The sequence below is a fragment of the Paeniglutamicibacter sp. Y32M11 genome, assembly GCF_019285735.1.
Classification (GTDB): domain Bacteria; phylum Actinomycetota; class Actinomycetes; order Actinomycetales; family Micrococcaceae; genus Paeniglutamicibacter.
Window position 1 is genome coordinate 2,910,048 of record NZ_CP079107.1, and the last position, 12,132, is coordinate 2,922,179.

Annotated in this window: 13 protein-coding genes; 3 read left to right on the forward strand and 10 right to left on the reverse strand. The window is 61.0% G+C overall.

Annotated elements, in window-relative coordinates:
- Nucleotides 1–61: 61 nt before the first annotated feature.
- The 4 genes from KUF55_RS12865 to KUF55_RS12880 form a co-directional block, all read right to left on the reverse strand.
- Nucleotides 62–262, reverse strand: coding sequence for a hypothetical protein (locus tag KUF55_RS12865; protein ID WP_132358855.1), 201 nt, complete (start codon nt 260–262; stop codon nt 62–64).
- A 123-nt stretch (nt 263–385) separates the two neighbouring features.
- Nucleotides 386–1,816, reverse strand: coding sequence for a dihydrolipoamide acetyltransferase family protein (locus KUF55_RS12870; protein WP_218816848.1), 1,431 nt, complete (start codon nt 1,814–1,816; stop codon nt 386–388).
- Nucleotides 1,813–2,913, reverse strand: a complete 1,101-nt coding sequence (locus KUF55_RS12875; protein WP_132358858.1) for an alpha-ketoacid dehydrogenase subunit beta — start codon at nt 2,911–2,913, stop codon at nt 1,813–1,815. The genes KUF55_RS12870 and KUF55_RS12875 overlap by 4 nt, the downstream gene beginning before the upstream one ends.
- Nucleotides 2,910–4,073, reverse strand: coding sequence for a thiamine pyrophosphate-dependent dehydrogenase E1 component subunit alpha (locus tag KUF55_RS12880; RefSeq protein ID WP_132358860.1), 1,164 nt, complete (start codon nt 4,071–4,073; stop codon nt 2,910–2,912). Before KUF55_RS12880 ends, KUF55_RS12875 begins: the two co-directional genes overlap by 4 nt.
- A 226-nt stretch (nt 4,074–4,299) precedes the next feature.
- Between KUF55_RS12880 and KUF55_RS12885 the strand changes: the two genes are divergently transcribed.
- From KUF55_RS12885 to KUF55_RS12895, 3 genes are all read left to right on the forward strand, one after another.
- Complete coding sequence (locus tag KUF55_RS12885; RefSeq protein WP_132358861.1) at nt 4,300–4,749, forward strand: Lrp/AsnC family transcriptional regulator; 450 nt, start codon at nt 4,300–4,302, stop codon at nt 4,747–4,749.
- 97 nt (nt 4,750–4,846) lie between these two features.
- Complete coding sequence (locus KUF55_RS12890) at nt 4,847–5,785, forward strand: alpha/beta hydrolase fold domain-containing protein (protein WP_218816849.1); 939 nt, start codon at nt 4,847–4,849, stop codon at nt 5,783–5,785.
- Nucleotides 5,786–5,827: 42 nt separating this feature from the next.
- A complete protein-coding gene (locus KUF55_RS12895; protein WP_218816850.1) occupies nt 5,828–7,105 on the forward strand; it encodes an MFS transporter in 1,278 nt (425 codons plus the stop codon).
- Nucleotides 7,106–7,192: 87 nt separating this feature from the next.
- Here KUF55_RS12895 and KUF55_RS12900 read toward each other — a convergent pair whose 3' ends face one another.
- The 6 genes from KUF55_RS12900 to paaA all read right to left on the reverse strand — a co-directional run bounded on the left by KUF55_RS12900 (nt 7,193) and on the right by paaA (nt 11,895).
- A complete protein-coding gene (locus KUF55_RS12900) occupies nt 7,193–7,972 on the reverse strand; it encodes an enoyl-CoA hydratase/isomerase family protein (RefSeq protein WP_218816851.1) in 780 nt (259 codons plus the stop codon).
- An 84-nt stretch (nt 7,973–8,056) separates the two neighbouring features.
- Nucleotides 8,057–9,253, reverse strand: a complete 1,197-nt coding sequence (gene paaE / locus KUF55_RS12905) for a 1,2-phenylacetyl-CoA epoxidase subunit PaaE (RefSeq protein WP_132358869.1) — start codon at nt 9,251–9,253, stop codon at nt 8,057–8,059.
- The gene (paaD, locus tag KUF55_RS12910; protein ID WP_132358871.1) at nt 9,250–9,735 is read right to left on the reverse strand and encodes a 1,2-phenylacetyl-CoA epoxidase subunit PaaD; all 486 of its coding nucleotides are present in this window, start codon (nt 9,733–9,735) and stop codon (nt 9,250–9,252) included. The genes paaE and paaD overlap by 4 nt, the downstream gene beginning before the upstream one ends.
- Before the next feature lie 16 nt (nt 9,736–9,751).
- Nucleotides 9,752–10,612 (reverse strand): 1,2-phenylacetyl-CoA epoxidase subunit PaaC, encoded by an 861-nt coding sequence (paaC, locus tag KUF55_RS12915; RefSeq protein WP_132358873.1) that lies wholly within the window; start codon nt 10,610–10,612, stop codon nt 9,752–9,754.
- Nucleotides 10,609–10,902 (reverse strand): 1,2-phenylacetyl-CoA epoxidase subunit PaaB, encoded by a 294-nt coding sequence (gene paaB, locus KUF55_RS12920; protein ID WP_132358875.1) that lies wholly within the window; start codon nt 10,900–10,902, stop codon nt 10,609–10,611. The genes paaC and paaB overlap by 4 nt, the downstream gene beginning before the upstream one ends.
- Nucleotides 10,903–10,905: 3 nt before the next feature.
- Nucleotides 10,906–11,895, reverse strand: a complete 990-nt coding sequence (gene paaA / locus KUF55_RS12925) for a 1,2-phenylacetyl-CoA epoxidase subunit PaaA (RefSeq protein WP_132358877.1) — start codon at nt 11,893–11,895, stop codon at nt 10,906–10,908.
- Nucleotides 11,896–12,132 lie beyond the last annotated feature (237 nt).

Below are 12,132 nucleotides of genomic sequence, written 5' to 3' on the forward strand. Positions count from 1 at the left end.
TCCCCGTGAGCCACCGTCGTGGGACCCAGGGATGGAATGCCGTTGCCCAGCATTTCGGGTTTTAAGGCACGGTGATTTTCACGGTTCCGAAGGGAACTGATTCATCTACATAGGCTTGCTCGGAATGCCCTCCGAGGCCACGAATGTGAACGCCAAATTTTCCCTCCGCAACGGATTCCAGAAAGACCGGCATGACGGAGTCGACATGGTATTTGTCTTTGCCTTCAAGATACTGCTCATATTCAACAGGTAGCTTGTTCATGGGTTCAGGATAGAGCCGAAGTTCCACCGATAGAAGGGGTGGCCGCAAAAGCCAAATGCCCGCGGCTCAGCGATCTTCACGAACGCTGAACCACGGGCATCGGCTCCGGCAGAATTATTGCTTTTAGAGATCAGCCAGCACCGAGGCAGGATTTTCGATGGCGTCGGCGACAAAGCGCAGGAAGCCAGCGGCCGTACCGCCGTCACAGACTCGATGGTCGAAGGCCAGCGTCAATTCGGTCATCTTCCGGACCGCCAGTTCCCCGTCAACTACCCACGGCTTATCGATGATTCGACCAACGCCCAGGATGGCAACCTCCGGATAATTGATGATGGCCGCCGAGCCGTCCACACCGAAGACACCGTAGTTATTCAGGGTGAAGGTTCCGCTGGTCAGTTCGGCGACGGTCGCCTTACCGGCGCGGGCTACTTCTGTCAGCCGAGACAGTTCCTTATTCAGTCCGCGGGCACTGAGGTCCTGTGCATTACGAATGGAGGGAACCATCAGACCGCGGTCGGTTTGCGCTGCGAAACCCAGGTTGATGCCGTCGAATCCAATAATTTCGGCGTCGCCGGCGGCGTTGTGCTCGATCCGAGTATTCAACTCCGGGTATTTGAGTAGCCCAGCAACCACAAAACGGGCAATGAAGGCTAAGAGGCCCGGAGTGTTTTCCGGGTCGCTGGCTTTCATGGCCGAACGCATCTGCAGAAGATTGGTGGCATCAACATCGACCCACACCGTGGCTTCGGGAATCTCGCTTCGCGAGCGACTCATGGCAGTGGCGATCGCCTTACGTACCCCGGTAATGGGGGTACGTGTGGCAACGAGCAGCCCCGAGCGCGCGTCGATTCCGCTAACTGGAGACGCACCGGAGTTGATCCTAGAATCCGTCGCCGTGGCATCCTCCGGCGTCGTGTGCTGAGCGGGTGACGATGCAACCGTTGCAGGTGCGGCCGTGGCCGTGGCAGCCTCGATGTCCGAGCGCAGAATGAGCCCATCGGCCCCACTGCCTGAGACGTTATCGATGTTTATGCCGCGGTCCCGAGCCAACTTTCTGACCAACGGCGAGATGACCAAGGCGGCGCTGCGTACGGATTGCTGGGGTCCAGCACCGTTTCCATCCGACGTGGTCATGCTGGATCGCGGTCGGCGCTTGCGTTGTGTGGCGGCAAGCCCTTCCGGCGTTCCATAACCGATCAAAACGTTTCCCGACCCCTCGCTCTTAGGGGCTACGGTGCCGGCACGTTCTTCCTCGCGGTAGCTCTGCGCCACCTCACGGACCGGCGGCGAGGCGGGGGGCGGCGCGGAGGATCCGGCCTCGAGGACGGAGAAGAGCGGGGCATCTACCAGCATCATCTGGCCCTCTGCTCCGTGGAGCTCGTGGATGGTCCCGGCATAGGGGCTGGGCACCTCCACCATCGATTTTGCCGTTTCGACCTCCGCAACGGGTTGGTCAATTTCTATGGTGTCGCCCTCGGCAACCAGCCAGCGCACCAGTTCGGCCTCGGTGAGGCCTTCGCCTAGGTCCGGCAATAAGAAGGTCTTGACGCTCATGCCTTTTCCTCCCATTGCAGTGCATCAACGGCATCCAGGATGCGGTCAACGGATGGCAAATAGTACTTTTCCAATTTGGGTGCCGGGTACGGGGTATCGAATCCGGTGACGCGCAGTACCGGTGCGGCCAGGGAATGGAAGCAGCGTTCCTGGATGCGCGCGACGATCTCGCTGGAGACCGAGGCAAAGCCCGGAGCCTCAGCGATCACGACGGCGCGCCCGGTCTTGCGTACCGACGCGCAGATGGTGGCATCATCCAAGGGCACTATGGTGCGCACATCAATGACTTCGAGGCTGCGCCCCTCCAGCGCCGCTGCTTCGGCCGCTGCCATGGCGGTGGACACCGAGGGTCCGTAGGCGATTAGCGTGGCGTCGGTGCCGGTGCGTGCAATGGCAGCCCGTCCCTCGGTGAGAGGCACCGCAGCGGTTTCGTGCGAGATACGCAGCGCGTCCAGGTCGACCTGTTCCTTGGTCCAGTACAGCTTCTTGGGTTCCATGAAGATGACCGGGTCCGGGGAATCGATGGCTTCGCGCAGCATCAGGTAGGCGTCGGTGACGGTGGCCGGGGTGAAGACCTTGAGTCCCGGGGTGTGGGCGTAGTAGGACTCGGAGGAGTCGCAGTGGTGTTCCACTCCCCCGATGCCGCCGGCGTAGGGGATGCGGATGACCAGCGGTAAGGGCATCTTGCCCTTGGTGCGGTTGTGCATCTTGGCCACGTGGGAGGCGATCTGCTCGAACGCCGGGTAGGCGAAGGCATCAAATTGCATTTCGATCACCGGACGCATGCCGTTCATGGCCATACCGATGGCCATGCCCACGATGCCGGATTCGGCCAGCGGGGTATCAAAGCAGCGATTGGTGCCAAAGCGTTTGGTCAGGCCGTCGGTGATCCGAAATACTCCACCGAGAATTCCGACGTCCTCGCCGAAGACCAGGACTGAATCCGTCGAGTCCATGGAATCTGCCAGGGCGGTGTTCAGCGCCTTGGCGAAAGTTACCGGCTGGGTTCCGGTGTTGGCCGTGCGTGCAGCTGCCTGTGCGGTGGCCGCGCTGACATTGCCGTTGGCCGCCGAGGATGTGGTTGCGGTGGCGCTCATCGGGTCTCCTCTTCGCGGGCGAGTTCGTCGGCGAGCATGGCTGCCTGCTCGGTGAGTTGGGTAGTGGGTGTCGAAAAAACGTGCGCGAAGAGATCTGTCGGATCCGGGGTGTTCTCCGAATTCATCCCATCGCGTAGCGTCTGGGCCACCGCCTCGGCGCTTGCCGTGATCCGGGCTTCGGTGGCTTCCGGAAGCAACCCGGCGTCCAAAAGATAACTGCGCATTCGGGCGACCGGGTCCTTGGCGATCCAGGCTTGAACCTCGGCGTCCTCGCGGTATCGGGTGGCGTCGTCGGCGTTGGTGTGTGCCTGCATGCGGTAGGTATGGGCCTCGACCAGCAGCGGCCCATTACCTTCTCTCGCGAGGCGGACGGCTCGGCGAAGCACCGCCAGCAGGGCGATGAGGTCGTTGCCGTCTACACGTTCCCCGGCCATGCCGTAGCCGACGGCCTTGTGGGCGAGCGAGGGGGCAACCGACTGCGCGGAGAGCGGCACGGAAATCGCGTATTGGTTGTTCTGCACGAAAAAGATCACCGGCACGTTGAATACCGCAGCAAAGTTCAGCGCCTCGTGGAAGTCGCCTTCACTCGTGGCTCCGTCGCCGCACATGGCCAGCACTACCGTGTCTTCGCCGCGCAGCTTCGCAGCGTGGGCAACGCCCACCGCGTGCAGCAGCTGGGTGGTCAACGGCGTCGATTGGATCGAGACCTTGTATTTTTTCGGGTCATAGCCGCTGTGCCAATCGCCACGGAATCCGGCCATGACCTCCATGGGGGCAACCCCCTTGGCCATCACGGCCACGGTGTCCCGGTAGGTCGGGAACATCCAGTCGTTCTCCCCCAAACAGAGTGCGGCGGCGACCTGCGCCGCCTCCTGTCCGTGGCTCGAAGGATAAACGGCCATGCGCCCCTGACGCACGAGGGCGGAGTTCTGGTCGTTTACGCGACGGCCGATGACAAGTTGTTCGTAGGCATCCACCAGCACCTTGGGGCTAGGTAGCGGGTATTCATGGCCCGGTTCAACGCCCTGCTCCCCCGAAGGGTGCAACTTGCCATTGATATCGAGCATGTGAATTTCGGTGCGGGCGGGCAGCATATAGTCCTCGGGGGTGATGCCGAATTTGCTGCTCACCTGCTCAATTCCTTCGCGTGGTTCGGTCATCGTCACGGTTCACGCCTTTCTGCGCTCTTCATGCCACAAGGTGGCCTATGCCACATGGTGCGTTGATGTCATTTCTTGACTCAAGTATGGGTTTTCGAGCACAAATGTATCCAGCTTGTTCGGGAATTCTGGATATCTGCGCATGAGATCGCTACTCTTGGAGACGGATTGAAAATGTGACCGTCACTACATGATGGTTTTTGGACAAAGCGGAAAGAGGCATTTGATGGAGACTCCCCCGGTTCGACTCGACGAGGTGGATCGTCGAATCATGGAGGAACTCACCAAGGACGGTCGACAGTCGGTAACCACCGTCGCGCAAAAGGTCCATGTCTCCCGCGCTCACGCCTATTCACGCATCAATCGGCTCCAGGACGAGGGTGTCATCACGCGCTACACGGCCGTCATTGATCCGCTGCGAGCGGGGCTCCGCGCCAGCGCCTATGTCACTTTAAAGCTGCGCCAGCATTCCTGGCGAGAGATGCGTGAACGACTTTCCGCGATGCCGGAGGTGCACCACATTGGTTTGGTCGGGGGAAACTTCGATGTGATTTTGCTGGTGCGCGCTCGGGACAACGTTGACTTGCGTCGTGTCATCTTCGACCAGCTCCAATCCATGCCGGGTGTGCTCGACACACAAACCTTCCTGATCTTCGAGGACGTTGATACCCGCTAGCCCGTCCCAGACGGCACGTCAGCTCCGCACTCAATCGTGAGATGGTGCGGTCAGTCGCCGTTGGGTGATCTCGCAACTTCCCGCCAAGGAGTACATCATGTCCAGTCTTGCCAGCTATTTGGTTCCTCCCCTGTTGAGAGCCCTCGGCTACCGCCGCCGTTTCGCCAGTGTTGATGAGACCTCAAAGCTCATTGCCGATCGCCAGTTGCGCCCGCAACCCTATGGTCCACCACGGCGCGCCCTGAGAGGTGTATCCATCACGGTGGACCATGACCGCGGATGGCCCCTTTACACGGTGGTTCCTGCCGAAACCACTCCACAACAACACATTGTTTATGTCCACGGCGGCGCATGGATCAACCAAATTGCCCCGCAGCATTGGCAGCTTGTCGCCGAGCTGACCACTGCCACCAGCTCGCAGATACTGGTTCCCATTTATCCGTTGGCACCCCACGGAACAGCAGCGAGTGTTGTCCCCCGGATCGCCGAGCTACTTCGCAGCCTCTGCGAAAAACACGGTGCAAACAACGTCTCAGTGGTGGGCGACTCGGCCGGCGGCCAAATCGCGCTTTCAGCGTCCCTGCTACTTCGAGATGATCAGGTGGCCCTGGCCCACACCGTGCTGATCGCTCCCGCGCTGGATCTGAGCCTGAGCAATCCGGAGATTGACGCCGTGGAGCCAGATGATCCGTGGTTGGTTCGGCCCGGTCTGCACACGGCCGTGGATCTTTGGCGTGATGGACTCTCATTGACGAACCCGATGGTCAGCCCTCTCTGCGGCGATATGTCGGGGCTTGGCCCCCTCACCGTGTTCGTCGGTACCCGAGACATCACCAACCCGGACGCCAAGCTTCTGGTCGCTAAGGCCCGTGCCGCCGGGGTGCCCACAGAATTTCATGAGGCACTGAATATGGTCCATGTCTACCCGCTGCTGCCGATCCCGGAGGGAAGGCAAGCCAGAGCAAGAATGTCGGCCCTGCTGCGCGGCGAACCAGTAGAAGAAGCAACGGCTGAACGACCAAAATCCATCGGGTAGCATCGGGAAGACCGTATTCAAGCCCACCAAAGATCGGTTGCCATGAGTCAGCGACAGGACCCGGAGCTGGACAATGTCGCGCCACCCCGACTGCGTAGCCGACCGGGCTTTGGAACCCTGCTAGTGTCGGTGGCCTTTGGCGCCGTCGCTTCGGGTGTCTTGAACGTTGCCAATGATCTGGTGGCGATTTACGCCTTGGGTGCCAACGCGACCCAGATCGGGATCCTCAACGCCTCCGAATCGGTGGCGTTCCTATTTCTGGCGATTCCTGCAGGAATCATGCTCGATCGGGTTAACCGCATCAAGACCATGATGTGGGCCCAGTTGGCTGGCGGGCTGGCCATATTTTCTATCCCGCTGAGCTGGATGCTGGGCGTCTTGAGCTATCCGCAGCTGGTCGCCGTCTCATTCCTGGTCGGAGTGGCGGGCATGCTGTGGTCCATGGGTGCGGGCGCTGCCATACCGGGACTGGTCGGACGTGAATTGGTGTCGACCGCCTTTGCCCGGAAGGAAACCATCGATACGTCGGTGGGTATCATCGCCCCGGGGCTGGCAGGCGTTCTGGTGGCCATCATGTCGGCACCGTTCACCTTGTTGGTGGCCGGAACGGCAAATCTTCTGGCCGCCGCGACCCTACTGTGGGGATTCGGTAAAAAGACCGCGACCTTGCTTCCCGCGCAGGAGCTAACACCTCGGATCGGCTTCAAACAATCCTTCGCTGAGGGGCTACTTTTCACCCTGAGACACCGAACCATTCGTGCGCTCATTTCCTCCTCGGCGATCACCAACATGGGCTTGGCCTTCGGCTCGGCGGTAGAGACGCTCTACTTCGTGAAGGTCTTGGGTTTCACCCCTCAGGTGATTGGGTTGGTCATCTCCACGATTGCCATCGGCGGATTGCTTGGCTCCTTGATGGTGCCAGCGCTGGTGTCCAAGCTGGGTGAAGTCAGGGTCCTCGCCTTATCGGTGATGTCTCTGCCCCTGGCAGTGGCCTTGATTCCGCTGGCCGGCAGTGTGGTGGGCATCGGGCTCATATTGGTCATCGCCCACTCGGTGCTCTACAACGCGCTGATCGTTAGCTACAACGCGACGGCCTATGGGTTGCTGGCCAGATTCACCCCGGACGAGATGATGGGACGCCAGCAAGGGTTCCGGCTCGTGTTCACCATGGGCCCCGTGCCAGTGCTGGGGATCATTGGCGGGCTGGCCGGTGATGGGTTTGGCCTGCAACCGGCTATGTGGATCTGGGTTGCACTGACGGCTTTTGCTGCTCTGCCGCTGCTTGCCTTGCCGCGCTCCGGCACCCTCATAAAAAGCTAGGCCGGACATCAACGAAGGTAAAGGAACTGTGGCAAGCGGCAGTGGCAGGGTTCATCCATTCTGGAGAGTAGCCTTCAGGACTAGGGCTTAGCCTTTGAAGATCGGCTTCCGCTTTTCCTGGAACGCCAAGAATCCCTCGGCGTAGTCCTCGGTGGCGCACAGGTCGGCCTGGGCCTGGTTCTCTTCTTTCATCGATTCCCAGAGGCCCAACCGTTGGTCACGAATCTGGGCCACCAGTTCCTTAGAGACCCGGAAGGCCTCGGTGGCACCGTTGGCCACCTTAGCCACGATCCCGCGGGTGCTTTCCAGCAATTCTTCGGCGGCCATGGCTCGAGAGAAGAGCCCGGAGGCCACCGCGTCGGCACCGCTGATCAGCTCCGCGGTGTAGATCAGATCCAGCGTGCGGTGGGTGCCCAGACGCTCGGTAAACAGCCAGTGTCCGCCCGAATCCAGGGTCGCGCCGAGGTTGGCAAAGGGCGAACCGATCTTGGCGTTCTGTGCCACGTAGACCACGTCGGTGGCGATCGCCAGACCGAGCCCGACACCCAGGCAGGCACCCTGCACGGCGGCGAAGGTAGGTGCTGGGAACGAGGACATCTTCACCAGCAGTGGCTGGACTTTGCCCCCGAGGTAGCCCATGACGTCATCGTCGGCAGGAACCACTCCCGAGATATCGCGTCCGGCACAGAAGCCTCGGCCCTCGCCGCGCAGCAGCAGCGCCCGCACCTGACCGGTTTCCACGCCCTCGGCGGCCTCGTCGTAGGCGGCCGCAAGTTCATCAAGCGCGGCCTCGTTCAGCGCATTCATCTTTTCCGGGGCGTTGAGCACGATCTCGGCCACGCCGGCGGTGATGTTCAGTTCAATCATGATGGTGTGTTCACTCCGGTTGTTGATCCTATGCCAAGGATCCACCCGCAACTGCGGATGGATCCTTGGCCTGGTGGATAGCGGCTAGGCGTCGTAGTCGACCAGGACGCGTTCGGTGGTGGGGCGCGACTGGCAGGTCAGCACGTAGCCCTTTTCGATTTCGTCCGGCTCTAGGGCGTAGTTCTCGTCCATATCCACGGCGCCCTCGACGACCTTGGCACGGCAGGTGCCGCACACTCCGCCGGCGCAGGCGAAGGGAACATCCGGTCGGACTCGCAGCGCGGCGTTGAGGATGGTCTCACGGGCATTAACCGGGCTCTTAACCTCGCCCTGCAAGCCGTCGAGTTTAAACTCAATCTGGTAGGTCTCATCCGCGTCGTCAATGATGACCGGGCGGCCAATGTTTCCCTCCGGGCGGTTGGGTTCCCCGGTGGTGAATAGCTCGAAGCGAACCTTTTCCGCCGGCACGCCCTGGGCGGCCAGGTTATCGCGCACCAACTGGACCAGCTCGAAGGGACCACACAGGAACCATTCGTCCACCTGGTCGGTGCGGATGACGGCACCGAGCAGCTTATTCAGCTTCTCGGCGTCGATACGTCCTGAAAGCAAGGGGGAGATGCGCTGTTCACGGCTCAGCACGTGGTGCAGGGCAAACCGGGCCGGATACCTGTCCTTCAAATCTGCCAGTTCCTCTAGGAACATGACGTCCATCGAGGCCTTGTTCGCGTAGATGAGGTCGAAATGCACGTTCTCATTGGCGGCCAGCACGGTGCGGGCGATGGCCATGACCGGGGTGATGCCCGAGCCTGCAGCAACGGCTACAAAGGTATCTTCGGTTTCCACGTTGATGGATTCGGGATCATTCATCCCGGTCATCTGGTGCTTGGAAATGAATCCGCCGGTGGGGCTCATGACATCCATGGTGTCTCCGGCCCGCAGTGACTCATTGGCCCAGGTGGAGAAGATCCCCCCGATGTCGCGCTTGATCGCCACATGAATGGCCCCGGGGGTAGGTACCGCGCAGATGGAGTAACTGCGGCGCAGCTCCACGAGGTTGCCGTCGGCATCTTCGAGTTCCTTGCGCAGGGCCACGTACTGGCCCGGCAGGTAGTCATACTGGCCGGCGAGGTCGGCGGGGACCTCGAAGGTGACCTCGATGGCATCGGCGGTGAGCCGGCGAACCTCGGCGACGCTCAGGGTATGGAAGGTGGTGCGGCGGCGGCCAGGGATCTCCGGATCAATGTCCGTGTCGCCAGGGAGGGAAGCAGTCGTGTCTGTCATGAGAGCACCTTGAAGTAGTCGAAGGGTTCCAGGCAATCCTTGCATTGGTACATGGACTTACAGGAGGTGGAGCCAAAACGGGAAAGTTCTTTGGTATTTAGTGAGTGGCATTGCGGGCATTTCACGCCCAGTCCCAGAGTTACGGGCCCACGGTGGCCGGTTCCGGTGGGAGGGGCGATGCCGTAGGCCTCGAGCTTGGCCTTGCCGGAATCGCTCATCCAGTCGGTGCTCCAAGCCGGGGAAAGGACCAAGTTGACGCGGACCTTCTCAAACCCGGAGGCCTTGAAGACGGTGCCAAGGTCCTCGGTGATGGCGTCCATCGCCGGGCATCCTGAATAGGTGGGGGTGATGGTGACAACTACGGTGTCCTCCTGAAGCTCCACGTCCCGCAGGATCCCGAGATCCGCGATGGTGAGCACCGGGATCTCGGGGTCGGTAACCCGTGCGGCGATCTCTCGCAGCTCGGTGATGGTGGCAATCATTTTTCGGGTCCTTTGCTTACCAGCTGGCGCCGGGGTGCTTGCGCGCCAGTACCTGCATTTCGGCCAGAATGAAGCCCAGGTGTTCGGAGTGTTCGCCGCGGCGGCCGCGGGCCATCGCGAAGGGAATGGTGGGCAGCGCCAGTTCGGCATCGGCCAGTACGGCGGAGAATTCCTGGTCCCAGGCTGCGCGCAGCGTTGAGGGTGCAACGGCCACGTCGCCCAGGGTTGCGTGCAACTCCTCGTCCTCGAACATCTCCCCCACATAGGGCCACAACACATCTAAGGCGTGGCGCATGCGGCGAGCCGATTCCTCGGTGCCCAGGCCGAGGCGCAGGGTCCAGGCGATGGCGTGGTCGCGGTGGTAGTCGACCTCCTTGACGGCCTTGGCGCTAATGGCGGCAATCGTCGGATCTCTGGAATCCAGCAATGCCGTGTACAGCAGGTGCTGGTAGATGGAGATGATCAGCTGGCGTGCGATGGTCACACCGAAGTCGCCGTTGGGTTGCTCGACGATGTGCAGGGAACGGAAGTCCTCCTCCTCGCGCCAGTAGGCCAGATCGTCCTCGGTCTTATCCCAGGCCTTCGCGGCGTAGGAGAGGAAGGAACGGGCGTGGCCCAACTGGTCCAGGGCAATGTTGCCCAGAGCGATGTCTTCCTCGATCTCCGGACCTCGGGAGATCCAATGCGAGAGTCGCTGGGCCAAGATCAGTGCGTCGTCGCCCAACCGCAGGGCGTATTCGGCCACCTGCTCGCTGGGTTTAACCTGCTCGATGGCAATGTCCTCGGGGCGCAGGGCGTTGCCCGGGGTGACGCGGGTGGCCGAGGCGTTGGAGTCGCCGAAGCTATCGAGTGAGTGGTCAATTTCGTGTGTGCTCACAGGTGCTTCACGCCTTCGCTCTTGGTGTAGTACGTGGCGTGCCGGTAGTCCTTGCCCTGCGGGGACTCGAAGTACATGCCCTTGGCGTCCGGGTCTGAGGCAATGATGTCCGTGCTGGCCACAACCCACAGGGAGATGCCCTCGTTGCGTCGGGTGTAGAGGTCACGCGCGTTCTTCAGTGCCATTTCCGCATCCGGTGCATGCAACGATCCGGCATGGACGTGAGAGAGTCCGCGGGAGGAGCGAACAAATACTTCCCAGAGCGGCCAGGTACCGTTTGTATCCGTCATAACCTATGCAACCTCAGTCTTTCGAGCCATCTTTGCCGCATACGCGGCTGCTGCTTCGCGCACCCAGGCGCCTTCATTGTGTGCATCACGTCGGCGTTGCAAGCGTTGCGCATTGCACGGTCCGTTGCCGGCGATTACTGCCTTGAACTCGACCCAGTCCAGATCCATGTGGAGCCAGGTTCCGGTTTCCGCATCGAAGCGGAGCTCGGGGTCCGGCAGAGTCAGGCCCAAAATTTTGATCTGTTCAACGATCATGCCCACAAAGCGTTGGCGTAATTCATCGTTGGAGAAACGCTTGATCTTCCAGGCCGTGGACTGCCCGGAGTTCGGGGAATCGGAATCCGGAGGTCCGAACATCATCAGCGAGGGGGCGTAGAAGCGGTTAACCGCATCTTGCGCCATCTTCTTCTGCGCCGGGGTGCCGTTGGAGAGTTCCAAAAGGATCTCAAAGCCTTGACGCTGGTGGAAGGATTCTTCCTTACAAATGCGCACCATGGCTCGGCCGTAGGGTCCGTACGAGGCGCGGCACAGCGGAACCTGGTTGGCGATGGCAGCACCGTCAACCAACCAACCGATGGCGCCCATATCCGCCCATGATCGTGCCGGGTAGTTGAAGATCGAGGAGTACTTGGCCTTGCCGGTCATCAGCTGGTCGTTTAGCTCGTCTCGGGGGGTGCCCAAGGTTTCGGTTCCCGAGTAGAGGTAGAGCCCATGGCCCGCTTCGTCCTGGACCTTGGCCATCAAGATGGCCTTGCGTTTCAGGGACGGCGCCCTGGTAATCCAGTTGGCCTCGGGCTGCATGCCGATGATCTCGGAGTGGGCATGCTGCGACATCTGCCGCGTTAAGGTCTTGCGGTAAGCCTCGGGCATCCAGTCGCGCGGCTCAATGCGCGAGTCTTCGGCAATGATCTGATTAAACCGATCCTGCCCTGCTTGCTCCTCAGGAGAAAGTACTGCGGATAGCCTTCCGCCGCCTTCTTGCTGCGTAGCCATAGAGCTCACCTCACTGTGACAAAGAATTATTTACTGACCGTTCGTTCAGGATATGCGGACGATCGCCTTTTCGTCAATCAGCTCTCGCCGTCCGGGCCGTTTTACTCCATTACAAGCAAGGCAAATTCACTTCACCCGAGGCGATGTGCCGGCTTGCTTGCTTCTCGGTGGAGACTTCACGCCGAGGGCTGACAAGCATTGGTGCGTTCACTGCCGCCGAATGCCACTCGGACCGAG

What these genes read in the sequence shown, in the direction of transcription:
- paaA (WP_132358877.1), bottom strand. Translation starts at nt 11,895, where the DNA reads ATGGCTACGCAGCAAGAAGGCGGCGGAAGGCTATCCGCAGTACTTTCT.
- KUF55_RS12900 (WP_218816851.1), bottom strand. Translation starts at nt 7,972, where the DNA reads ATGATTGAACTGAACATCACCGCCGGCGTGGCCGAGATCGTGCTCAAC.
- paaB (WP_132358875.1), bottom strand. Translation starts at nt 10,902, where the DNA reads ATGACGGATACAAACGGTACCTGGCCGCTCTGGGAAGTATTTGTTCGC.
- KUF55_RS12885 (WP_132358861.1), top strand. Translation starts at nt 4,300, where the DNA reads ATGGAGACTCCCCCGGTTCGACTCGACGAGGTGGATCGTCGAATCATG.
- paaE (WP_132358869.1), bottom strand. Translation starts at nt 9,253, where the DNA reads ATGACAGACACGACTGCTTCCCTCCCTGGCGACACGGACATTGATCCG.
- KUF55_RS12895 (WP_218816850.1), top strand. Translation starts at nt 5,828, where the DNA reads ATGAGTCAGCGACAGGACCCGGAGCTGGACAATGTCGCGCCACCCCGA.
- KUF55_RS12865 (WP_132358855.1), bottom strand. Translation starts at nt 262, where the DNA reads ATGAACAAGCTACCTGTTGAATATGAGCAGTATCTTGAAGGCAAAGAC.
- KUF55_RS12870 (WP_218816848.1), bottom strand. Translation starts at nt 1,816, where the DNA reads ATGAGCGTCAAGACCTTCTTATTGCCGGACCTAGGCGAAGGCCTCACC.
- paaD (WP_132358871.1), bottom strand. Translation starts at nt 9,735, where the DNA reads ATGATTGCCACCATCACCGAGCTGCGAGAGATCGCCGCACGGGTTACC.
- KUF55_RS12880 (WP_132358860.1), bottom strand. Translation starts at nt 4,073, where the DNA reads ATGACCGAACCACGCGAAGGAATTGAGCAGGTGAGCAGCAAATTCGGC.
- KUF55_RS12875 (WP_132358858.1), bottom strand. Translation starts at nt 2,913, where the DNA reads ATGAGCGCCACCGCAACCACATCCTCGGCGGCCAACGGCAATGTCAGC.
- KUF55_RS12890 (WP_218816849.1), top strand. Translation starts at nt 4,847, where the DNA reads ATGTCCAGTCTTGCCAGCTATTTGGTTCCTCCCCTGTTGAGAGCCCTC.